22 protein-coding genes are annotated in these 22,253 nt (G+C 37.8%); 6 read left to right on the top strand and 16 right to left on the bottom strand.

Annotation, left to right across the window (positions count from 1 at the left end; genetic code table 11):
• Nucleotides 1-79 precede the first annotated feature (79 nt).
• From ACTJKN_RS12710 to ACTJKN_RS12645, 14 genes are all read right to left on the bottom strand, one after another.
• Nucleotides 80-1,159, bottom strand: coding sequence for a glutaminyl-peptide cyclotransferase (locus tag ACTJKN_RS12710; protein WP_440825451.1), 1,080 nt, complete (start codon nucleotides 1,157-1,159; stop codon nucleotides 80-82).
• Complete coding sequence (locus ACTJKN_RS12705; protein ID WP_057931358.1) at nucleotides 1,137-1,502, bottom strand: YraN family protein; 366 nt, start codon at nucleotides 1,500-1,502, stop codon at nucleotides 1,137-1,139. Before ACTJKN_RS12705 ends, ACTJKN_RS12710 begins: the two co-directional genes overlap by 23 nt.
• A 140-nt stretch (nucleotides 1,503-1,642) precedes the next feature.
• A complete protein-coding gene (gene dnaG, locus ACTJKN_RS12700) occupies nucleotides 1,643-3,622 on the bottom strand; it encodes a DNA primase (RefSeq protein ID WP_440825449.1) in 1,980 nt (659 codons plus the stop codon).
• Nucleotides 3,623-3,791: 169 nt separating this feature from the next.
• A complete protein-coding gene (locus tag ACTJKN_RS12695; protein WP_440825447.1) occupies nucleotides 3,792-4,091 on the bottom strand; it encodes a GIY-YIG nuclease family protein in 300 nt (99 codons plus the stop codon).
• Nucleotides 4,092-4,176: 85 nt separating this feature from the next.
• The gene (locus ACTJKN_RS12690; RefSeq protein ID WP_230148812.1) at nucleotides 4,177-4,836 is read right to left on the bottom strand and encodes an SGNH/GDSL hydrolase family protein; all 660 of its coding nucleotides are present in this window, start codon (nucleotides 4,834-4,836) and stop codon (nucleotides 4,177-4,179) included.
• A gap of 18 nt (nucleotides 4,837-4,854) precedes the next feature.
• Nucleotides 4,855-6,423 carry a serine hydrolase gene (locus tag ACTJKN_RS12685; RefSeq protein ID WP_440825445.1) on the bottom strand — a complete coding sequence of 523 codons (1,569 nt, stop codon included), beginning with the start codon at nucleotides 6,421-6,423 and terminating at the stop codon, nucleotides 4,855-4,857.
• 237 nt (nucleotides 6,424-6,660) lie between these two features.
• Nucleotides 6,661-7,602, bottom strand: coding sequence for a hypothetical protein (locus ACTJKN_RS12680; RefSeq protein WP_440825443.1), 942 nt, complete (start codon nucleotides 7,600-7,602; stop codon nucleotides 6,661-6,663).
• A 98-nt stretch (nucleotides 7,603-7,700) separates the two neighbouring features.
• The gene (locus ACTJKN_RS12675; protein WP_440825441.1) at nucleotides 7,701-8,885 is read right to left on the bottom strand and encodes a M20 metallopeptidase family protein; all 1,185 of its coding nucleotides are present in this window, start codon (nucleotides 8,883-8,885) and stop codon (nucleotides 7,701-7,703) included.
• Nucleotides 8,872-9,315, bottom strand: a complete 444-nt coding sequence (locus ACTJKN_RS12670; RefSeq protein ID WP_051691684.1) for an SPOR domain-containing protein — start codon at nucleotides 9,313-9,315, stop codon at nucleotides 8,872-8,874. The genes ACTJKN_RS12675 and ACTJKN_RS12670 overlap by 14 nt, the downstream gene beginning before the upstream one ends.
• A gap of 128 nt (nucleotides 9,316-9,443) precedes the next feature.
• On the bottom strand, nucleotides 9,444-9,836 hold the full coding sequence (locus ACTJKN_RS12665) for a hypothetical protein (RefSeq protein WP_276899002.1): 393 nt from the start codon (nucleotides 9,834-9,836) through the stop codon (nucleotides 9,444-9,446).
• Complete coding sequence (locus ACTJKN_RS12660; RefSeq protein ID WP_440825438.1) at nucleotides 9,833-10,510, bottom strand: DUF433 domain-containing protein; 678 nt, start codon at nucleotides 10,508-10,510, stop codon at nucleotides 9,833-9,835. Before ACTJKN_RS12660 ends, ACTJKN_RS12665 begins: the two co-directional genes overlap by 4 nt.
• A 192-nt stretch (nucleotides 10,511-10,702) precedes the next feature.
• Nucleotides 10,703-11,080: a PEGA domain-containing protein gene (locus tag ACTJKN_RS12655; RefSeq protein ID WP_440825436.1), complete on the bottom strand. Its 378-nt coding sequence runs from the start codon at nucleotides 11,078-11,080 to the stop codon at nucleotides 10,703-10,705.
• 223 nt (nucleotides 11,081-11,303) lie between these two features.
• Nucleotides 11,304-14,780, bottom strand: a complete 3,477-nt coding sequence (locus ACTJKN_RS12650) for a preprotein translocase subunit SecA (RefSeq protein ID WP_440825434.1) — start codon at nucleotides 14,778-14,780, stop codon at nucleotides 11,304-11,306.
• Between the two features lie 139 nt (nucleotides 14,781-14,919).
• Nucleotides 14,920-15,219 (bottom strand): hypothetical protein, encoded by a 300-nt coding sequence (locus tag ACTJKN_RS12645; RefSeq protein ID WP_440825432.1) that lies wholly within the window; start codon nucleotides 15,217-15,219, stop codon nucleotides 14,920-14,922.
• A gap of 211 nt (nucleotides 15,220-15,430) precedes the next feature.
• On the opposite strand from ACTJKN_RS12645, the gene ACTJKN_RS12640 reads away from it, so the two are divergent.
• A complete protein-coding gene (locus ACTJKN_RS12640; protein WP_440825430.1) occupies nucleotides 15,431-15,934 on the top strand; it encodes a hypothetical protein in 504 nt (167 codons plus the stop codon).
• Nucleotides 15,935-15,940: 6 nt separating this feature from the next.
• Complete coding sequence (locus tag ACTJKN_RS12635) at nucleotides 15,941-16,633, top strand: hypothetical protein (protein WP_440825428.1); 693 nt, start codon at nucleotides 15,941-15,943, stop codon at nucleotides 16,631-16,633.
• Nucleotides 16,634-16,842: 209 nt separating this feature from the next.
• On the opposite strand, the gene ACTJKN_RS12630 is transcribed toward ACTJKN_RS12635, so the two are convergent.
• A complete protein-coding gene (locus tag ACTJKN_RS12630; RefSeq protein ID WP_440825426.1) occupies nucleotides 16,843-17,796 on the bottom strand; it encodes a Smr/MutS family protein in 954 nt (317 codons plus the stop codon).
• Nucleotides 17,797-17,900: 104 nt separating this feature from the next.
• On the bottom strand, nucleotides 17,901-18,821 hold the full coding sequence (gene rsgA / locus ACTJKN_RS12625; protein ID WP_029275512.1) for a ribosome small subunit-dependent GTPase A: 921 nt from the start codon (nucleotides 18,819-18,821) through the stop codon (nucleotides 17,901-17,903).
• A 199-nt stretch (nucleotides 18,822-19,020) separates the two neighbouring features.
• Between rsgA and fumC the strand changes: the two genes are divergently transcribed.
• The 4 genes from fumC (at nucleotide 19,021) to ACTJKN_RS12605 (ending at nucleotide 22,232) form a co-directional block, all read left to right on the top strand.
• Nucleotides 19,021-20,418: a class II fumarate hydratase gene (gene fumC, locus ACTJKN_RS12620; protein WP_440825424.1), complete on the top strand. Its 1,398-nt coding sequence runs from the start codon at nucleotides 19,021-19,023 to the stop codon at nucleotides 20,416-20,418.
• 134 nt (nucleotides 20,419-20,552) lie between these two features.
• Nucleotides 20,553-20,903 (top strand): hypothetical protein, encoded by a 351-nt coding sequence (locus tag ACTJKN_RS12615; RefSeq protein WP_440825422.1) that lies wholly within the window; start codon nucleotides 20,553-20,555, stop codon nucleotides 20,901-20,903.
• Between the two features lie 5 nt (nucleotides 20,904-20,908).
• Nucleotides 20,909-21,424 (top strand): fumarate hydratase, encoded by a 516-nt coding sequence (locus tag ACTJKN_RS12610; RefSeq protein WP_440825420.1) that lies wholly within the window; start codon nucleotides 20,909-20,911, stop codon nucleotides 21,422-21,424.
• Nucleotide 21,425: 1 nt separating this feature from the next.
• On the top strand, nucleotides 21,426-22,232 hold the full coding sequence (locus ACTJKN_RS12605; protein WP_440825418.1) for a S1/P1 nuclease: 807 nt from the start codon (nucleotides 21,426-21,428) through the stop codon (nucleotides 22,230-22,232).
• The last annotated feature ends 21 nt before the right edge of the window (nucleotides 22,233-22,253 follow it).

Below are 22,253 nucleotides of genomic sequence, written 5' to 3'. Positions count from 1 at the left end.
CCATAGATCTCTCAGTTTTGCTGCGCTTCAGTCGAAATGACGATTACTCTTTCACAATCTGCTATAAGTACGATCCTTTCTATTTCTTAATCAGCTCAATCTGAAAAATATGTGGCCACTTTTTACCGGCTACAAAAAGTCTTTTTGTTGCTTTATCATAAGCAATGCCGTTTAACACGTTATTCGCTTTTGCATCTTCGGTTTTAAAGTAATCGGCAGGTAACAAGCCTGATAAATCGATCTTGCTTTCTACAGCACCAGTTTCTGGGTTAATAATCAGGATATCATTGGTGGTGTAAACATTTGCGTAAATTTTCTCATCAATAATTTCCAGTTCGTTTAAATTTTGAATTGGCCCTTTGTTATCAAAAACATCAATCGACCCAATTTTTTGATAAGTATCTTTATTTAAGAAAAAGATTGTGTTAGAACCATCGGTATTATATACTTTTTGCCCGTCAAAAGCCAGACCCCAGCCTTCTCTGCCTGTGGTGTACGAAAATTCAGATAGTTTTTTAAAGGTTGCTTTATCATATACAAAGCCAACTTTTTCGCGGTAAGTTAGCTGAATAATTTTGTTTCCGATTACGGTTATGCCTTCTCCAAAATATTGTTTATCCAGATCTGCTTTCTGGAGGATTTTCCCTGTAGAAGGATCTACTTTACGTAAACTCGAGTGACCATAGTCGCCAGCACTTTCGTAAAAAAAGCCATCATGGTATTCTAAACCTTCTACATAAGAAGAGGTATCGTGAGGTAAGGTTTTAATCACTCTATAGGTATATTCTGTTGGCGCCTGAGCTGCTAAAACATTAATGTTCGAGGTTAAATCTTCAGATTTTCCAGCACCAAATATTCTGGCTGTTACCAGATGGTTACCTAATTTCAAGCCTTCGGTTTTAAGTTTGATGGCCGAAGTATCGGCCTTTGAAACGACTCTAATGGTATCAATTAAGTAAACTACAGAATCTACTTTTTGCTCAGCACCGAATTGTACTTTAACATCAAACTCGTTTCCTGACGGCACATTAAGACCGGTCATCGGTGAAATAAAACTACGGTAGGTGGTAGAACTGTCTTTACACGAACTTACAAATGCAAGTGCAATTCCGATAAATATGAAACTTTTAATAGAGTTAATCTTCAGGCCAAAACGCATCTTCAATATGGTTTAAATTATAATTTTTATTTTTTGTAAATGTAATTGCAATAATATCAAAACGGATATCATTTTGATGGTTCATTAATTCAATATAGGCATTAGCAGCCAATTCCATCTGTATTTGCTTGGCTTTGTGTACAAATTCTTCCGGTTCGCCAAAAGCAACCGAACTCCGGGATTTAACTTCGACAAAAATCATGATCCCGTTTTTATAAACGATTAGATCCACCTCGGCTTTACCATGGGTCCAGTTTTCATCTAAAATCTCATAACCTTGGTCTTCCAGATATTGCCTTGCAATATTTTCGCCCGCTTTACCTAAATCGTTGTGAAGGGCCATAAGACATAATTATTGAATGAGTGAGTTGTTGAATGATTAAATGTTCATTTTCAAATGTATTATAATATGATAATATTGAATGTTTCGAATATATCTATCCTTCAATCATTTTCTCATTCAGTCATCCTTTCATTCAATCCTTATTTCACAATAACAGAACCCAGGAACTTAGAAATTTCTCGCTCAACCCCTTTAATTACCCCATAACGTTGCATTAAAATCATTTGGTTATCCTCATTCTTTTCCTCTTTAATTTCTTTCAACAGGTTCATCAATATTTTTTCGACTTTACGCTTTTTAAGGTGAAAAATGCCACCTAAAATAGTCGCTTTTAAATTCATCGTTTCATCTTTAACATAGATAAGATGTTTATTTAACCAGTTCTCGCTTAAAGCATATTCTGAGGTTGAAAGTGTAATGGCCAAATCGGCAATATCTCTATCCTCATGTTTAACAAAGTGGTTCGATGTGGGTAATCGGCCGTTGTCGATTTCAGATTTATAATAATCGATAATTCTTTTGCAAAGTGGATCATCAAATTCTACATCGCTCAGGTTCTGCATGATGAATGAGCCAATGTACATATCATCAATTTTATCCCAGTTTACAAATTCGTGCCCGAAAGCCAGTAATAAACGTACAATTTCCTTTTCCTGATGCTCATTTTCTTCTACAGGTGCTTCAGTACCCATTGGGCCTGCACTGTCATCCCATAAATCATCGGGGGGGCCAAGTGGCTCTGGTGCACCTGATGAATATGGTTTTGGACTTGATGACGGATTTGCCCGCTGGCTGTTATCAAAGTTTTTTTTAAGCTTTGCCGAACGCATTTTATTTAACTCACTCAGCAAGATATGCTCATCAATTTCGAGCAAACTACTACACTCCCTAATAAAAACGGAGGCCTTAATCGGGTCAGGGATTTTGGCAATACTTTCTACAATATCGCGGATAATGCCTGCTCTTTTAATCGGATCGTTGCCCGCATCTTTAAGCAATACATTCGCCTTATATAAAATAAAGTCTTTTCTATTCTGCTCGAGATAGGTTTTAAAAGCACCTGCCCCAACATGGTGCATATAAGAATCGGGATCGTGGCCATCTGGGAAGGAAACGATTTTCACATTCAGTCCTTCTTCCAAAATCATATCCAAACCACGGAGGGAGGCTTTAATACCTGCAGCATCGCCATCAAATAAAATGGTAATGTTCTGGGTAAAACGCCCGATCAGTTTAATCTGCTCTACGGTTAACGAAGTACCCGATGAGGCCACTACGTTTTCTATTCCGGCCTGATGTACCGAAAGCACATCGGCATAACCTTCGGCTAAGTAACAGTTATCTAAATCTCGGATGGCTTTTTTGGCATGGAATAAGCCATAAAGCACATTCGATTTGTGGTAAATTTCACTTTCTGGAGAGTTTACATACTTAGGAACATTTTTATCGGTTTTTAAAGTCCTACCTCCAAAACCGATGATCCGGCCTGTAAAGTTGTGGATCGGAAACATTACCCGCCCGCGAAAGCGATCGTAAACTTTGCCGTTATCGTTTTTGATCGATAATCCGGTGGCTTCTAAAAACTCTAATTTATGTCCAGCGTTGATTGCGCTTTGCGTCATCGCATCCCATACATCCGGAGAATAACCCACCTCAAATTTTTTAAGGATGTCTTCTCTAAAGCCACGTTCTTTAAAATAACTTAAGCCGATGCCCTTTCCTTCATCTGTTTCCCAAAGCTGTTTCACAAAAAATGCAGCAGCATACTGCGAAACTACATAAAGGCTTTCTTTGGCACTTTGTGCTTCGGCATCTTGAGGGCTCAGTTCGGCTTCCTCAACTTCTATATTGTATTTATTGGCTAAAAATTTAAGCGCTTCGGGATATGAATATTTTTCATGATCCATAATAAAGCGAACTGAATCCCCCCCTTTGCCACAACCAAAACATTTGTAAATGCCTTTAGTTACGGATACGTGAAAGGAAGGTGTTTTTTCGCCATGGAAAGGGCAATTACCAATTAAACTGGTTCCGCGTTTTTTTAAGTGCACAAAATCCCCAACTACCTCCTCAATACGGGCGGTATCCATTATCTTATCTATCGTTTCGCGGTTTATCATACTTATTATTGTCCGTCATTGCGAGGAGGCACGACGAAGCAATCTTTTTTGCCATTATACTTTTAATCAGTTGTCGCCTTGCAGGAAAGATTGCTTCACTCCATCGCACAATCCCCTTCTTCAGTTCGCAATGACGATATATTTTAATCTACAATGGTGTAACTGATATTTACCATTCTTTCACTATCTCCCATAAATCCTTCCATTCAGAATTCATGGATTCTATTAATTTTATCTTTTTTTTACGGCTCCCGCCCTTAATTCTCTTTTCTTCTCCAATTGCTTCCTCTATCGAATCATAAGAACAAAAATAAACAAGTTTGTCCATGTTATATTTAGCAGAAAAAGATTTCGGATATTCCTTGTCTTTATGTTCTTTTATCCTGGACATTAAATCTGAAGTAACTCCAACATATAACGTAGTATGAGTAAAGTTAGTAATAATGTAAACTGTCCCTCCTCTTTCCATTATTATTTTGATGTGTTAAACTGGAAAGATTGCTTCCACTCCAAAGCACATTCCCTTTCTTCAGTTCGCAATGACGAATATCTTTCTATTTTACCAAAGGCAATAACTGATCGGCAACCAGTTTATTACCTGTTTCGTTTAAGTGCACCCGATCAACGGTTAAAATGCCCTTTTCTTTATCCTCCGGATTATTTTTCGCCTCGTATTCGGCGAAAATTTTCCTCAAATCACATACTGGAAGATTATTTTTTGCAGCTAATGTCCTAATCCCTTCAGCATATTTATTCAAATCGGCATCTAGCTCATTCGTACCATCTTTTTTCTCGCCAACAACCGATGGGGTAACCAATACCACTTTGCTACCCACACCCTGAATCTTATTAATCAAGGCCTGATAAAACTTTAAATATTTATCATAATCGGTTCCCGTATGAGAAGATTGTTTATGCCAAACATCATTAATGCCGACATAAATCACCACTAAATCAGGTTTCTTGTTGAGCACATCATCTTCTAAACGCAGGTATAAATCGTAAACCTTGTTCCCGCCAATTCCGGCCCCAATTATATCATATTTAGTGGAATCGAGCGATTTTTTGATCAGGGTTACATATCCGTTTTTAGAAACACCCTGTTGGGTAATCGAGTCGCCAAAGAAGATAATCCGTTTTGGTTTAAATGTCATTGATGTTAATGCAATTAAGCAAAAGCTTAGTAAAATACTTGTTTTTAACAGTGTTTTCATTGTGTATAATTGGTTAGGTTATTTTTGATCGGTCTTTTTAAAATCCAGGTCCTGAAAATCGAAACTAAAATCGGTTAGCGGCGAAATCGCTTCTATTTTAAAACCATCGGCCAAAGCATTGTGATCTAAACTAAAATTAACAAAAGCATCGGCATCTAAACTTCTATCATACCATTTCACAATAAAAGTATTTCCTTTGTAATAAGTCATGTCGCCTTTCAATTTTGGAGCGTTTTTAGCCTGAAAATGCATCTTGCCGTTCACCTCACCAATGGTTACATCGCCGAACCAGGCATCATGGAAAGTGCCATAATAGTTTTTGGCATCTGGCTTTGTGGTCGACAGTTTTTGTTGAGCAGCAATATCGTTCCAAACTTTGCTTACCATTTCGCCAGCTTGTTTTTCGTTTCTGAGCCTGTTATCGTTATAAGTTTTAATCCGATCCTGTCCTTTAATACCAAGATAACCATCTTTAATCGAATTGGTGATCGAATTAAAAGCAGCACCAGATTGCTGATTGGTTAATACAATAATGCCCAATTTCATCTCTGGAATAATCGTTACCTGTGTTACAATCCCTGACAGACCGCCTGTGTGTGTTGCCTGAAAATTGCCATTTACATTGCTTAAAAACCAACCTAAGCCATAACTACTAAAAGCAGCTGGATTACCGCCTGCAATAATGGTCTGCGGCGTCCAAAGTTCTCTTGCTATAGCAGCGCTGAATAATTTCTTGTCAAGAGTTTCGCCATATTTACCGCCATTGATCATGGCCATTACCCATTTGCTCATATCGGTAACGTTCGAATAAATTCCACCGGCGGCATTTGCGATCTCTCCGAAGCTTAGTCCTACCGGAAGCAGTTTGCCTTCGTAGGGTGCATGGCCATCAATTACATTCGATTTATCTTTTAAGCGGTACCAGGAAGCTGCCGTTTTGGTCATGCCTAAAGGTTTAATGATCCTGCTTTCTATAAAATCTTCGTAAGTAATGCCTGAAACCCTTGCTACCACATCGCCAGCAACAATATACATCAGGTTATCGTAATCGTATTTGGTACGGAAAGAGGAAACCGGTTTCAAATAACGGAGGTTATGGATCAGTTGTTTTTTATCGACGGTTGAAGAATCTGGCCAGATCATTAAATCGCCCGCACCTAAACCCAAACCACTGCGGTGCGTGAGCAGATCGCGGATGGTAAATTCGCTGGTTACGTAGGCATCGTACATTTTAAACTCCGGAATTACATCGGTAACTTTTGTATCCCATGTAATTTTCTTTTCATCAACCAACATTCCTAATGCAGCAGCCGTGAAAGCTTTTGTATTTGATGCCACACCGAAAAGGGTATTTTCATCAACCTTTTTATGGGTTTTGATTGAACTTACACCATAACCTTTTAAATGGATTATTTTACCGTCTTTAATTACAGAAACTGCAATTCCGGGAACATTAAAGGTGGTGAGTGTTTTTTCTACAACACTATCGATCTGTTTTGAAGTGAGCACCTGTGCATGCACATGAAGACCTAAAAACAGTGATAATGCTAATGATATTTTAAATTTTAACGGCGAAAGGAATTGCATATTTATCGGTTTAAATAATCGTTTAAAGATAATAACCTGAGTTCGATTAATATTTATTCATAATGATTATTTTTTACTCCTTATCCCAAAGCGATCGTCATTCTGAATTTATTTTACAAGTAGAAAAGTGTTTTCAATTGTCTTTTAGCTACTACGTGGTCATGATCTTTCATAAAATAGACCCTGAAATAAATTCAGGGTGACGGCTCTCTAGATATTAAAGACATTATCAAACCCTTATTTCCCCTTTTCGAGTTTATAATCTTTGTGTACGATTAAAAAACTAGCCCGTTCTTCCTTTTTGAAAGGATAATCCCAGTTACCCTGGTAGGTAATTTTGGTTGGTAATTTGTCGTCTCCAAAATAGCCCATTTCTATATTCATCTGTACATCAAAATCGAACAGCATGTTGCTGTATTTCATATCAACATAACGCCCCAGAATATTGAAATTCCGCTTATCGAAAATAGTAACCAATTCCTTGATCATGATGCCATCTTTTGTCCAGCTGCTTAAATCGGGTTTAACTGAAACCTTAAAACGATAAACCGGAATAGAATCAAGATAGGTACCGCTGGTGAAACCATAATCGTAATACTGGCGCATATTGGCCGAAAATATTTCGGTTTTACTGCCAATAAAAGGAACTTTTATCGGACGGCCAGGATTAAAGATTAATGTTTTGAGCTTGTCTTTATAACTTTCATTTGTTCCGCCCTTTCCGTCAGGCTTGGGTGCATTGGGTACAAAATCGGTATTATAGGCATTCATAAAAATGTAATCGAACATCTCTACCGTATAAAGTTGGTATTTGCCATTTTTCTTATAAATTTTCCCCGTATCCTGTTTTACCAGATATTCCATTTTATAAGGACCGCTATTGTTATGTCTTATTTTGCGGTAAATTTTTCCATCAACCTTGTTCTTTTTATCGTAACTATAAATCCTGTTTTCAGCAATGAAAGTATAACGCTTCATATCCCTAAAAGATTGATAAAAGGAAGTATCATACATCACCTTTCTGATAAATGTCTCTACATTCAATTTTTCGGCCTTAATATTTACTGCAGAATCGAGCGTAATGGTTTTAATTGTATCAGGATTGAAACGGTTAATTTCCTGAGCAAAACCTGTATAAAAGAGTGATATTAATAATAAAAACAAAAATACTTTTTTCATGGAAGGTAGATGTAAAAGGTAACATGGATAATGTATCATGAAAGATGTAAAACGGGAGAAAGATTAGTTCCGTCCATCTTACACCCTCCACCTCATCATTAATTCCCTAATTGTTTTAAAGCAATATAGGCCATTAATCCTGTTGATATTTTCAAGGCATCTTCATCAATATCAAATCGCGGGGTATGTACTGAGTATTGCGTGTCTTTTGCAGCATTCCCAGTACCTAAACGATAAAAACAGGCATCTGTTACCTGTGAGTAGAAAGAAAAATCTTCAGCAGCCATCCAGATATCTAAATCAACCACATTGTCTTTACCCAAAAAATCTTCAGCAAAAGCCCTTGCATTTGCGGTTAATTTTTCTTCGTTAATTAAAAACGGATAACCTCTATGGATATCAAAATCACAGCTTCCCCCCATACTTTCGGCAATTCCTTCAGCCATTTTTTTCATGCGTTTATGTGCTTCATCTCTCCAGTTTTCATCTAAGGTTCTAAATGTCCCCTCGATTTTTACCTCATTTGGAATAATGTTAGTTGCGCCATTGGCATTTATCTTACCAAAAGATAAAACCGATGGTGTACGTGGATCGGCATTGCGACTAACAATCTGTTGCAAAGCAATAATGATATGCGATGCAATTAAAACCGGATCGATATTTTGATGAGGCTGTGCGCCATGACCACCTTTCCCAGTTACAGTAACATACAATTCATCGGTTGAGGCCATGTAAATACCTGAACGGAAGCCTACTTTACCAGCATCAATTAACGGCATTACATGCTGACCAACAATATAATCAGGTTTTGGATTCTCCAATACACCTTCTTTAATCATGATACTCGCTCCTCCTGGCAACAATTCCTCTGCGGGCTGGAAGATCAATTTGATGGTGCCACCGAATTCATCTTTCATTTGGTTTAGGATATGAGCTGTTCCTAAAAGTGACGAAGTGTGAACATCGTGTCCGCAGGCATGCATTACACCATGGTTTTTAGAACGGTAAGGTTTGTCGTTTGCTTCGTGAATAGGCAATGCATCCATATCGGCACGTAAAGCAATTACTTTATCAGATGGCTGGTTACCCTTAATTAGACCTACCACACCCGTATTGGCACAGTCGGTATATTCAATTCCCCATTTTTTTAATTTATCCTTGATGAACAATGAAGTTTCGAATTCTTTGAAGGATAATTCAGGATTGGCATGGATATGTTGACGATAGCCTACTACATCGTTAAAAATGTTCGCGGCTAGTTCTTGGATTTTATTTTTGATCATTACTTGTTGTGGTATCTAAACTTGGTGCATTAATTTTTTCCCTAAAAATAAACAGTGTCGGGAAGTTTGGTCTGAGTTCATTTATAAGGCGCTGCGCTTCCAAGCGGGTTCTAAAATCGCCAACCCGAACATAATAGTTAGGCTCTTTATAAACGAGGTAGGTATTATATTTAGGATAAAGCCCTTTAAACCTTGCCTGTTCGTTAAAAACCTCTCGGCGGTCTGACCCATAGAAAATCTGTACGCGGTAACCGTAAGCCGAAACAATGGGTTTGCCCGGTTTCACCTCTCCAGAAGTTTTATAAACCTCCAAACGTTTGGCAATTAAACTATCAATTAAGGGATCTTTTATAACCGTAACCTCTCCTTTTTGTGCGAAAGCAGTGGTAAAAAGAAACAAACAGCCTATAAAAGTTAATATTGTTTTCATGTGTAAAAAACCTTGGCATTTAGTGAGCAGATGAATAAAATATCATCTCATTTCTTCTTAACAACAAGAATGCCGAAATCGTTGCAAAAATCGGCATTCTTTATGGGTTAAGCAAATGAAGTGTTATCTTATCCCTTTGTAACACGTTTTGCCGAGATGAAATAGACATACGGTGTTTTATTATTCTCAATAATTTTAACAATTTCTAACCAATGTTTTATTATCACCTGGGTTTTATCCCAGTATCGGTATCCTTTTGGCAATTTTAGAAAAAAAGCACCAATATTATATTTGCTTAGTAATGCTGACTGCTGCTTAGTCGTGTAAATTCTTACATCTTGTGAGATAAAAACGCCAGATTTTCTCCCCCAATCTGGAATCCAATCTTCATCCTTTATTCCTTTATAAAATTCCTTTTCAATAGATGTTATTTCAATACTATTACCAAGAGGATATTGAAGCTTATCTAAACCCTCAGCAAAGTATTTTGAAAGATTTTCATCTACTAAAACTTTTATCATGCTGCCGTCTTAATACTAAATAGTTCGATTGCACTATGAACATCTATTTCCTTAAGATCATATAGTCTTGATAAGAATGTTATTGTTTCTCCTGCATTATAGAGTTCGTAAAGCGTTTGAGCTAAAACATTTGTTTCTTCGACAACAGGTTGGCCAAATTGATGGTGAGGATCTACTATAATGTGCTTTTCTTTTCCCAATGGATAAAACCTTTCAGCTATATCTGTAGTAGAAAATTCTATTTTCTTACAAAACTGTTCGATTATTTGCTTAAAAACAGCTTGTCTTGTATTATCTGCCTCAACAATAGTCCCATCATGCATCGTAAACAATATACTTTTTCCATCGGATAGTAATTTGGAAGAAGCAAAAGGATACGCTGTATTCAACTGTTCGGCCATATCCTGATGAGCTTTAAAGATCCTATTCGTGCTTATATTCAGCGCTCTAAGTTGATAAAAAACATAAAATTCAATTAAGGTATAGAAATTTGTAGCCTTATCACGCCCTTCACCCCAAGAATATTTATTACTATATTTCTTAGAAAATTTATTATCCCAGAATTCAGTCATCCATCGACGTACTTTTCCCACTGGTAGCTTTAGTATAAATGCTACTTCAGGAATAGTATAAATTCCTCCACCAAGTTGCTGATTTAGATTTTTTGATTCCATAACTTACAGACAACAAATATAATGCTAAAAATATTAGCCGTTATATTAATTTACCTTTTTATAAAGATAATTTTTTTTATTGTGACTAGTCCTAAAATAAGTTGACACTTATTTTAGGAAGGGACATTGAAATACAAAAGCCAGATTCCTATCGAAATCTGGCTTTAAGAATTATGACCATTAAGCGATTAATTATTTCGCTTTCTTAGCTTCGAGTGTAAATTCGTAAACTTTTGGATCGTATTTCATCATCGCTCCTGTAGCAGCATCAACAATAAACCCTGGAATAAACAAGAAATTCACCACAGATACCGCATTAAATGTAGATTGGGGCTGAAATGTTTTGGTTTCATAACCATCAAGTTTTAAACTGATGGTTTGTCCGGTGAATCCTTTTTTTAATGGTACAGCCATTGGTGTAACGCCTGTTTTGACTCCATCTACTTCGATAGTAGCGGCAGGTGGATTTGAATTGATTTGAACGGTTTGGGTGGTTCCCGTAAAAATAGTGGCGCAGCTCGATAGCAGCAATGTCGCTGAAACAGCGGCAATGTTAAAAACTTTTTTCATTTGTGTGTGTGTTGTGTGTGTTCTTACTCTTTTGGCTTTTCAGTTCCGCCCCGTTTTTTATGGTTTCCGGACTCCATTTTTAAGTTTATTGGTCATTAAGAAATTGCCTACCAATTTCAAATTGACCGTCACTAAATATAAGTGTTAATTTTAGAATTAAAAATTTAGTTATAAAAAAAGCCCCAACAAATGTTGGGGCTTGGTAAAGCATTATATATCTTGATTATAAATTAGCGCCGTGGCAATTTTTGAATTTTTTACCGCTACCGCATGGGCAAGGTTCGTTTCTGCCAACGGTTGCTTCTTTACGGATTGGTTGTTGTGGAACAGCCTCACGCGTATCGCCAAATTCAATACCTGGTTCTTCTCTGCCAAATTCTTGTTTAGTAGTTTGCAACTTCGGTTGTTTTACCGGGGCTGGTGCTTCTCTAACCTGATCTGGTTCTTGCTGAACCGGGATACCACCTTTATATAAGAAACTTACTACTTCTTTATTTACCGCATTAAGCATGTTTTTAAATAGGTTGAAAGCTTCCATTTTATAAATTACCAATGGATCTTTTTGTTCGTAAACTGCGTTTTGTACAGATTGTTTTAAATCATCCATTTCGCGTAAATGCTCTTTCCAGCTATCATCGATCAAGGCAAGGACAATAGTTTTTTCGAATGAACGAACCACTTCTTTTCCCTTGTTGTCGATTGCTTTCTTCAAATCAACCGCCACCTGAATACCACGGATCCCATCAGTAAACGGAACCACAATCTGTTCGATGTGCTCGCCACGTTCCTGATAAACCTGGGTTAAAACTGGTAATGATTGTTGAATAATGGCTTCAGATTTACGTGCGTAAAATGCTTCAGCTTCGTCGAATAACCTTTCAGTTAACTGAGGGATGTTGGTTGAAGTAAATTCTTTTTCGGTAATGGCCGTATCTAAAGAGAAATTTTTGATTACTTCAAGTTTAAAACCATCGTAATTTCCTTCTTGTTTATATTCGCTTACGATATCTTCAGCAACATCGAAAACCATATTATTCATATCTACATCTAAACGCTCGCCAAATAAAGCATTTTTACGTTTAGCGTAAATTACGGTACGTTGCGAGTTCATCACATCATCGTACTCCAATAAACGTTTACGGATACCAAAGTTATTTTCTTCTACTTTTTTCTGTGCACGTTCGATAGATTTGGTAATCATAGAGTGTTGGATCACTTCACCATCTTCGATACCCATACGTACCATGATACCAGAAATACGCTCTGAACCAAATAAACGCATCAAGTTATCTTCCAATGAAACGAAGAACTGAGATGAACCCGGATCGCCCTGACGACCTGCACGGCCACGTAACTGTCTATCTACACGACGAGATTCATGGCGTTCGGTACCTACAATGGCTAAACCGCCAGCTTCTTTAACACCTGCACCCAATTTAATATCGGTACCACGACCAGCCATGTTGGTTGCAATAGTTACGGTTCCGGCCTGACCAGCTTCGGCAACAATATCGGCCTCTTTCTGGTGCATTTTCGCATTTAATACATTGTGTTTAATTCCACGAAGCTTAAGCATACGGCTTAACAACTCTGAAATTTCTACCGATGTTGTACCCACCAATACCGGGCGACCGGCTTTTGGCTCTAGTTGCCCAGTTTCAGGGTTAACCGCAGGGATTAATGCGCCTTTAGCATCAAGCTTAGGCACAGCCCTACCTGTTGGGTCGTATTTGACTACCGGTTTGCCATCTTTTTGTTTTATGTTACCTTCTTTATCCGTTTCATATTCTGTTTCATAATGAGAATACGGAAAAACAAGAAACTGAATTTCTGAAGCAACAGCATTATATTTTTCACGAACGGTACGGTAAACGTAATCCTGCTCATCTTTTCTGGAAATATTTCTGTTGGTTGGAATTTCTACTACATCTAATTTATAGATCGACCAAAACTCGCCAGCTTCCGTTGTTGCAGTACCCGTCATACCACAAAGTTTGTGGTACATACGGAAATAATTTTGTAAGGTTACGGTTGCATACGTTTGGGTAGCATCCTCAACTTTTACATTCTCTTTAGCCTCAATTGCCTGGTGTAAACCATCAGAGTAACGACGGCCATCCATAATACGACCTGTTTGCTCATCAACAATTTTAATCTTTCCTTCATCGATGATGTATTCTACATCAATTTCGAATAGAGTATAAGCTTTTAACAATTGGTTAACCGAGTGGATGCGTTCTGCTTTAACAGAATAATCGCGCATTAGGGCATCTTTTTGAACTACTTTTTCTTCTAAAGGCAGATCAGATTTCTCTAAATCTGCTACTGCGGTACCTACATCAGGCAATACAAAGAAATTCGGATCTTCACCTGATTGGGTAATCAGTTCGATACCTTTTTCCGTTAATTCAACCTGGTTATTTTTCTCATCTATATAGAAATACAATTCAGAATCTACTTTAGGCATATTCTTAGATTGGTCTGCCATATAGTGGTTTTCGGTTTTTAACAACAAACCACGAACACCGCTTTCGCTTAAAAACTTAATTAAAGCTTTGTTTTTTGGCAAACCACGGTATGCACGCAATAAGGCTAAACCACCTTCACCTTCTTCAGTTCCGCTGTTGCCTGCGTTGATTAATTTCTTCGCTTCGTTTAATGCCTGGGTTACATAAGCTTTTTGTGCATTAACCAAACGTTCGATACGTGGTTTTAATTCATAAAACTCATGCTCATCGCCACGTGGAATCGGACCAGAGATAATCAAAGGGGTACGGGCATCATCAATCAAAACTGAATCGACCTCATCCACCATTGCAAAATGCTGCTTGCGCTGCACCAATTGATCAGGTGTCTGCGACATATTGTCACGCAGGTAATCGAAACCGAACTCGTTATTGGTTCCGTAGGTAATATCTGCGGCATAAGCTTTTCTTCTTTCCTCAGAGTTTGGCTCATGTTTATCAATACAATCTACACTTAAACCATGGAATTCGAATAATGGACCATTCCACTCACTATCACGACGGGCTAAGTAATCATTCACAGTAACAATGTGAACACCTTGTCCGGCCAATGCATTTAAATAAGCTGGTAATGTACTTACCAGGGTTTTACCCTCACCGGTAGCCATCTCGGCAATTTTACCGCTGTGCAATACGATACCACCAATTAACTGTACATCGTAATGTACCATGTTCCAAACTACCTCGGTTCCTGCAGCATCCCACCTATTCGCCCATTGTGCTTTATCGCCAACAATTTTAACATTGTTTTTTCTTGCAGCATAATCTCTATCGAACTGTGTTGCGGTAACCTCTAAATAATCGTTTTCGCTTAAACGACGAGAAGTTTCTTTAATCACAGCAAAAGCTTCCGGTAGGATTTCCAAAAGTACTTTCTCCAATTCTGTATCGCGCTCTTTACCTAAGGCATCAACCTGATCATAAATCGCTGTTTTTTGGTGAAGATCTAAATCTTCGCTCTCTGCATCAGCTTTTAGTGCTGAAATTTTCTCATCAATTTCGGTTAAAAAGGCCGAAATCTTTTCTTTAAATTCTATGGTTTTACCACGTAACTCATCGTTGCTAAGCGCAGACAGTTTACTGTAGTGTTCGTTAATTTTAACAACCAATGGCTGAATAGCCTTTATATCTCTTTCTGATTTACTTCCGAAAACCTTCGCTAAAAATCCTAACATTATAATATTTTAAATCGTATTTTATTATTAAAAAATGGTGTGTCACAACAACCAAGCCATTGTCTTTCTTAAGTCAGTTTGGCAGTTGTTGGTATGAATGAGGCTAAAAACCTCTCAAAAAATCTTGTAGAAAAGAAAACTAGGGACTGTTGTTCTTCGGTTTTTTTCTGATTGTTAAATCGGCAATTACCTGATTTACGCTCACATATTTTGCAACTTTTAACGGGGTTTGGGTCCCAATTAAAGCCAGCTTGGTATATGATAACAAGTATGGATTACGGTCCTCATTAAGTTGAACCGACTCTTTACCCGTTGAATTAACACTGATATTATGTTCATTACAATATTCGTTTAATATCCTTAGCCCTTCAACGCGTTCGGCTTTTGCCAAATGTGTTAAGCTAAAAAATACAAGCGATATGGTAACCAGGTGTTTCATTAATAGCGGCAAAGCTAGTTTTAATCTTTTATAAAAAGAAATTACATCATCGCAAAAAGCGTTCCTCAATTTCTTAACCTTATTTCGCGTTTGTTTTTTAACAAGATTCGAACATAGATTAAATTGAATATAAAAGCATAGCATAATTGTTATATTGTTTTATTTTCATAAAGACGTTAGGATTTCTTAGCGTCTTTTTTAATTTTATGCCATGTCGAGGAAAGTAATTACGCTATGTTATCGAAAAATAATTGATGCAACCAATACCAGCGCTTGGGACAAGTTTGTACATGAAGATAGTTTTACCGAGTTTAAAATGCAGGCCCAATATTATAATCAGGAAGAGCGGTTTACTACTTTTGCCGAAATGGTACTGAATGTTCCAGAGGCAGAGAAGTTACATTTTTTGATAAGTGCAGCTATTACTGGTTATTTGCGCCAGTTAAATGGAATTATCCCTGATGTACTGGATAATTTAGGCAGGCGTTTCCTGACTTTTGAAAACTTTAAATTCGAATTGATCAATTCGGACATTAACAACCTTGAAAAGCACAAAGTAGCCATCAATTTTTTCTCAAAACCGCTGGTTTGGCACGATACAATAGATAATTTGCTTTTGGTATCGCCATTTAAAGAAAGTAATGAAGATGAAGTTTTCACTAATCTTTTTCAGATCCAGCCTTTTGTAAGTATTCACGCCTTAAAAAATGTTTGATTAACGATGGAACGCACGCCTGGAAAAATATTTTTAGCCGATGAGCGGGGGTTAACAGAAACTTCGGCACTAAGAAGATACAGCACCTTTAATTTCGAGAAATATTACAATGAATACAGAGCACCTTTTGGTAACTTATTTTTATGCAACGATGAATCGATAGTTGGCGGAAAGGTTACGTTTTTTCTATGCAAGGAAGATTCACTCCAGGTATTTATGCCCATTACTGGTGGAATTGATATTGTTGCCAACGGAAAAGAATTTGCTTTAGAAACAGGGCAAGTACAGGTGTTGAATACGGGTAAGGGTGAAGTTTTAGAAATCAGCAATCCCTATCAAAACGATGTGATTAATTATATACAATTTGGGATTAAAACCGATATGTTTTTAATGCGGGCAAGTGAAATGCTTTTCGGTTTCGATTTTGAGAAAAACCAGAACCAGCTGCTCGAAATTATTTCCAGTCCCAAATTACCTTTTAAGCTAAGTGCAGGTATTTTTGCTGATCGCGAAGAAGCAGTTTATAAAATGCAAAGTCCAAGCCATCAGTTCTATGCTTTTATTATTGATGGGGCTTTCGAAATTGAAGGCCGCTTGATGCATGCAAGAGATGGTTTAGCCCTCTGGGATATTGGACAAATAAAGCTGGAAGCATTGAGTAATAATGCAATTGCAGTGGTTTTGGAGTTTGGATTTTAGTTTTTTTGTCATTCTGAATATAGTGAAGAATCTTTAATTTACTAATAGATTCTGAAACAAGTTCAGAATGACGGATAGAATGAAAAGATTTCTTCGTTTAAAATACATCTTCTCTGTGGAGTCAGATGTTACCATCTGACTTATTACCTATCTAAAAAGATTTGGTTCAGTGTAAGATGGGAACATCTTACACCACAAACAAAAGCCTACTATTTAAAAACTACTTCTGTAGCACCATAACCAAACTTTTCTTTTCTGGCATCCATGTATGTTTTTACATACGGGTTTTTACTGATTAGTTTATGGATTTTATCCCTCAAAGTACCATTTCCTGAACCGTGGATAAAAACGATTTTATCGAAATGATGCACAACCGCAGCATCCATCGCTGTTTGAAAATGATTGATCTGGATCTGCAACATTTCATCCGCTTCTAAAAAATGATGATCATCTCTCAGCTTTTCGATATGCAGATCGATTTCTTTTTGAGGGGCTGCTACCGTTTTTTTTTCTTCAGTTGATTTGAAAAAACTTTCCTTTAATTTCTGTGGATCAATGCTTACCGGAACAAGATTATCCAAGCGGATTAGCCAGCCCTTATTTCTCAATTGAGGCAATTCCTTTTGTTCGGTGCTAAAATCTTTTGCCCTAAACTTCTTACGGATTATCAAAGGATCGATAGGTTTCACATCAGCTTTGCTAAATACCAAAACCTGAAAGTTAAATTCTGGCCAAAGATCAAGATCAGCCAATGAAGCAGAATAAACTAAAGCAGAGCCGTAAGATTCGATTATTCCATGAAAAGCACCTGCATATTTCTCTTTACGCTCAGTGGTTAAGCTTACCAGTAAAATATTTGGAGAATGGTTTTGCAGGTGAAAATGTACCACATTACCGGCCTTATCATCGGTTGCAACAGCTATATAAATACCGTTTTCGATTTTGTTAATGCTGGGGATATTTACCTGGATAGGTTTGGGAGTATCTAACGCTTCGGCTACCACACCATGACCATGTACAGAAGTTAAATTACTCACCGCAACAGGTATCTCGAAACCATCTTCATCGGTAACACCCAAAGTTTGGCTATCGATAATTTTAGTTACATAACCTTCACGTTTTTCATCAACAAAACGCACAAAATCTCCCAGTTTAAATTTCATAGCCCCTAAATCCCCTAAAGGGGAATCTCCATATTATTTAGTAATAGTTATTAGTTTATCCAAATTTCACCTTGCCGTTCAGCTCCCCCTTCAGGGGCTGGGGGTTAATGGCGAGTATCGTTTCCGTGGTAAATGCTCAGGTAACTTTCATATCTCGAAACGGCAATTTCGCCCTCGTTTACCGCGGCTAAAACAGCACAGCCGGGCTCGTTAATGTGCCTGCAGTTGTTAAAACGGCAATTGTGCGAGGTTTTAAAGATTTCTCTGAAAAAATGACCTAATTCTTCTTTTTCGATGTCGATAACGCCCAATTCTCTAATTCCGGGAGAATCGACAATGAAACCGCCCTGTGGCAGTTCGAACATTTCGGCAAAAGTAGTGGTATGCTGTCCTTTGTCGCTCCAGTCCGAAACTTCCCCTGTTCTTAAATCACGATCGGGCAATAATGCATTAATCAAACTCGATTTCCCCACACCGGAGTGACCAGATATCAGTGTAATTTTATCGGTAATCAATTCCTGAATAACCGGAATATTAATGCCTTTTAAAGCCGAAACTTCGTAACAGGCATAACCAATATTCTCGTATATATCTTTAAACTCCTGAAGAATTTCTAAACCTTCTTTACTAAACAGATCGAGTTTATTAAACACCAAAACCGCAGGTACATCGTAGGCCTCGGCGGTAACCAGGAAACGATCAATAAAACCTAGGGATGTACGGGGCGAAGCTAACGTAACCACCAGCATGGCCATATCCAAATTTGCAGCCAATATCTGCGCCTGCTTACTCAGGTTGATCGATTTGCGGATAATGTAGTTTTTACGCGGTAGCATTTCGTGTATCAAACCCTGGTTGCTATCCCGTTCCAGATCAAATTTCACCCTGTCTCCAACCGCAATCGGGTTGGTGGTTTTAAGTCCTTTAATTCTGAATTTCCCTACAATCCGGCAATCATAGCGTTCGCCATTATCGGCCAAAACACTATACCAGCTCCCTGTAGATTTAATAACTAATCCCTGCATATTTGCGGTAAAGGTATGAATATGATTTCATTGGTAGAAGCGGCTGGCCAGGATAAAAGTTGGTATATTAATGATGAAGAATAAAAAGGAATACAGACATTTCGGCAATATATTTTGTTATCCATTAAATATCTTACATAAATCCAACGCTTTAAAAGGCAAAAAACCTAAATTTGCGACAACAAAAATCAAAAATATAATGAGTTTCAGAATAGAACACGATACCATGGGCGAGGTGCAGGTACCAGCCGACAAATACTGGGGTGCACAAACCGAACGCTCACGCAATAACTTCAAAATCGGACCAGAAGGTTCGATGCCAAAAGAAATTATCCACGCTTTTGGATACCTGAAAAAAGCAGCTGCGCTTGCCAATACCGAACTAGGTGTATTATCAGCAGAAAAAGCCGATTTAATTGCCAAAGCTTGTGATGAAATTATTGCCGGACAGTTAGATGATCAATTTCCTTTGGTAATCTGGCAAACCGGTTCGGGTACACAAAGCAACATGAATGGTAACGAAGTGATTGCAAACCGTGCTCATGTAATTAATGGCGGTTCATTAGCTGACGATAAAAAAGTACTTCACCCTAACGATGATGTAAATAAATCACAGTCATCAAACGATACTTACCCAACTGCAATGCACATTGCAGCCTATAAACTTACGGTAGAAAATACCATTCCAGGTTTAGAGAAACTAAGAAATACCTTAGCTAAAAAAGTAGAGGAATTCAGTACAATTGTTAAAACCGGGCGCACCCACTTTATGGATGCTACGCCACTTACCTTAGGACAGGAATTTTCGGGTTATGTACAACAGATCGATAACAGCATCAGGGCCATTAAAAATGCTTTGGTTATGGTTGCCGAGCTGGCTTTAGGTGGTACCGCCGTTGGTACAGGCTTAAATACACCGCAAGGATATGATGTTTTAGTGGCCAAAAAAATTGCTGATTTAACAGGTTTACCATTTGTTACAGCTCCAAATAAATTTGAAGCTTTAGCAGCGCATGATGCAATGGTAGAGCTTTCTGGTGCTTTAAAACGTACTGCGGTTGCTTTAATGAAAGTAGCAAACGATGTAAGAATGTTAAGTTCCGGCCCACGTTGTGGTATTGGCGAAATTGTAATTCCTGATAACGAACCGGGATCTTCAATTATGCCAGGTAAAGTTAACCCTACGCAACCAGAAGCTTTAACTATGGTTTGTGCACAGGTAATCGGTAACGATGTTGCCGTTTCGGTGGGTGGGATGAGCGGCCATTTCGAGCTTAATGTGTTTAAACCGCTTATTGCGGCTAACGTATTACAGTCGGCCCGCTTAATTGGAGATGCCTGCGTTTCTTTCACCGATAAATGTGCCGAAGGAATTACCGCTAACTTGCCGGAAATTGAGAAACATTTACAAAATTCTTTGATGTTGGTTACGGCTTTAAACCCGCATGTGGGTTACGAAAACGCAGCTAAAATTGCGAAGAAAGCACATAAAGAAAATAAAACTTTAAAAGCTGCTGCTGTAGAGTTAGGCTTGTTAACCAACGAACAGTTTGATGAATGGGTTCGCCCGGAAGACATGGTTGGCAGTTTGAAATAAGTTCGAAAGATCGTCATTCCCAATTCAATTGGGAATCTTAAAGCGTATTGCATTAAGATTCCCGCCTGCGCGGGAATGACGTTACTTTTAAAAATTATAGGTCTAAAATCAACACGGTTTTTAAATTACAGAAAATGAATTCAATACTTCATACACTGATCAACCTGCTATCAATCATTTCACCGGTTATCATATTTGGAACCTGCTGCTATTTTTTAGCAAAAAAACCTGCTGTTGAGGCTATTTTAATGACCATTGGTTCAGGAATCGGTTTACTTGCAACCTTGTTTTATAGTATACTAGTGCCCTTTTTAGTAAATGACCGTCATTTAGCATACACTGAAATTTCGCAATATTACACTGTAATAGGCATCATTAGCTTTATAGCCAGTTTATGTTTCGCAGCGGGCTTTTTAATCCTGATTATCAATACCATTAAAAAGAATACTGTAACACACGATCAGTTTCCTAAAAGCATCGATTAATAATAATGAACAAGCTGCACCCGGGTTTAAAGATTTTCTACATCATCCTTTTTACATTATCTATCTTACATGTAGCTTGTAGTCCGCGGCCTAATATACAGGGCAAAGGTGAAGATTTTATGCAAGGTGTTTGGAATGAAGATTCCGTCGCTTTTAGCAATAAACTGAGCAACTACACACAACACCATTTCAAATTTTCCTGTGATTCTGTTTATATTGATATGGTTACCCACAGCAAAGTAAATTTTTATGAAGATTCTTGCTACAACAATGGCATTTGGAAAGAGTATGCCAAAGGTGTTTACGTAGTTAAGGGCGATACCCTATTTGTTGGCGCCACCTTTACTCACGCTAACTATAAACAAAAAATATCGGGATGTTATCGCATTGGCCGATACGACAAAAACTTTCTGATCAAAAAGAAATCTGCAGATACGTTATTGTTAGAAAGTTTAAGCGACCAACGCGAAATCAAATTAATCCTCAAAGAAAAAATCACCTGCATACAAAAAGAATTATAAAATGATTTTAACATCAATTAAAAAGAAATTAACCATAGCGTTAGTTTTTGGTTTTTTAGCCTATCTACCAATTCAGGCAAATGCCTGGGGAACTATTGGTCACCGGGTAGTTGGCGAAATTGCCAATAGTTACTTAAAAACTAAAACTCGCAAGGCTGTTCAGGCCATTTTAGGTTACGAAACTTTGGCCATGAGTGCCAACTGGGGCGATTTTATTAAATCAGACTCTGCCTACAATTACATGTATAACTGGCATTTTGTTAATCTTCCTGCGGGGCTGAATAAAGATGGCGTTTACAACTTTTTAGAAACTGAAAAATCGCCGAACCTTTATAATAAAATACCTGATTTAATTGCTGTATTAAAGAAAACAAGCAGCACTGCAGCTGAAAAGAAACTGGCTTTACGCATGTTGGTGCACTTGGCAGGCGATTTATGTCAGCCTATGCATGTTGCCCGTAAAGACGATTTGGGTGGTAACCGCATTTCGGTGTTATGGTTCAATGAAAAATCGAACATTCACAGGGTTTGGGATGAACAGCTTATCGAATATCAGCAGTTGAGCTATACAGAATATGCGAAAGCAATCAATCATCCTTCAGCAATTCAGCTGTATAACTGGCAAAACACAGGCCTTAAAGATTGCATTTACGAATCGTACGGCATTTGCAATAAAATTTACGAAAACACCAAGCCAGATGCTAAATTAAGCTATCGCTATAATTTTGACTGGGTTGATACCCTTAACGAACAGTTATTAAAAGGCGGTGTGCGTTTAGCTAAAATATTAAACGATATCTACGGATAAAAAAAATGAATAAGGCTTGTT

Source organism: Pedobacter sp. 22163 (assembly GCF_052045595.1).
In the GTDB taxonomy this organism is placed as follows: domain Bacteria; phylum Bacteroidota; class Bacteroidia; order Sphingobacteriales; family Sphingobacteriaceae; genus Pedobacter.
Note: the sequence above shows the minus strand (reverse complement) of the source record. Positions and strands in the feature narration are given on the sequence as shown.

Coding starts and splice junctions, on each gene's coding strand:
- ACTJKN_RS12705 (WP_057931358.1), bottom strand. CDS start 1,502: ATGGCCCTTCACAACGATTTAGGTAAAGCGGGCGAAAATATTGCAAGG.
- ACTJKN_RS12675 (WP_440825441.1), bottom strand. CDS start 8,885: ATGATCAAAAATAAAATCCAAGAACTAGCCGCGAACATTTTTAACGAT.
- ACTJKN_RS12695 (WP_440825447.1), bottom strand. CDS start 4,091: ATGGAAAGAGGAGGGACAGTTTACATTATTACTAACTTTACTCATACT.
- ACTJKN_RS12615 (WP_440825422.1), top strand. CDS start 20,553: ATGAATTCAATACTTCATACACTGATCAACCTGCTATCAATCATTTCA.
- ACTJKN_RS12635 (WP_440825428.1), top strand. CDS start 15,941: ATGGAACGCACGCCTGGAAAAATATTTTTAGCCGATGAGCGGGGGTTA.
- ACTJKN_RS12650 (WP_440825434.1), bottom strand. CDS start 14,780: ATGTTAGGATTTTTAGCGAAGGTTTTCGGAAGTAAATCAGAAAGAGAT.
- rsgA (WP_029275512.1), bottom strand. CDS start 18,821: ATGCAGGGATTAGTTATTAAATCTACAGGGAGCTGGTATAGTGTTTTG.
- ACTJKN_RS12685 (WP_440825445.1), bottom strand. CDS start 6,423: ATGCAATTCCTTTCGCCGTTAAAATTTAAAATATCATTAGCATTATCA.
- ACTJKN_RS12660 (WP_440825438.1), bottom strand. CDS start 10,510: ATGGAATCAAAAAATCTAAATCAGCAACTTGGTGGAGGAATTTATACT.
- ACTJKN_RS12605 (WP_440825418.1), top strand. CDS start 21,426: ATGATTTTAACATCAATTAAAAAGAAATTAACCATAGCGTTAGTTTTT.
- ACTJKN_RS12655 (WP_440825436.1), bottom strand. CDS start 11,080: ATGAAAAAAGTTTTTAACATTGCCGCTGTTTCAGCGACATTGCTGCTA.
- ACTJKN_RS12640 (WP_440825430.1), top strand. CDS start 15,431: ATGTCGAGGAAAGTAATTACGCTATGTTATCGAAAAATAATTGATGCA.
- fumC (WP_440825424.1), top strand. CDS start 19,021: ATGAGTTTCAGAATAGAACACGATACCATGGGCGAGGTGCAGGTACCA.
- ACTJKN_RS12645 (WP_440825432.1), bottom strand. CDS start 15,219: ATGAAACACCTGGTTACCATATCGCTTGTATTTTTTAGCTTAACACAT.
- ACTJKN_RS12630 (WP_440825426.1), bottom strand. CDS start 17,796: ATGAAATTTAAACTGGGAGATTTTGTGCGTTTTGTTGATGAAAAACGT.
- ACTJKN_RS12670 (WP_051691684.1), bottom strand. CDS start 9,315: ATGAAAACAATATTAACTTTTATAGGCTGTTTGTTTCTTTTTACCACT.
- ACTJKN_RS12665 (WP_276899002.1), bottom strand. CDS start 9,836: ATGATAAAAGTTTTAGTAGATGAAAATCTTTCAAAATACTTTGCTGAG.
- ACTJKN_RS12710 (WP_440825451.1), bottom strand. CDS start 1,159: ATGCGTTTTGGCCTGAAGATTAACTCTATTAAAAGTTTCATATTTATC.
- ACTJKN_RS12680 (WP_440825443.1), bottom strand. CDS start 7,602: ATGAAAAAAGTATTTTTGTTTTTATTATTAATATCACTCTTTTATACA.
- ACTJKN_RS12690 (WP_230148812.1), bottom strand. CDS start 4,836: ATGAAAACACTGTTAAAAACAAGTATTTTACTAAGCTTTTGCTTAATT.
- dnaG (WP_440825449.1), bottom strand. CDS start 3,622: ATGATAAACCGCGAAACGATAGATAAGATAATGGATACCGCCCGTATT.
- ACTJKN_RS12610 (WP_440825420.1), top strand. CDS start 20,909: ATGAACAAGCTGCACCCGGGTTTAAAGATTTTCTACATCATCCTTTTT.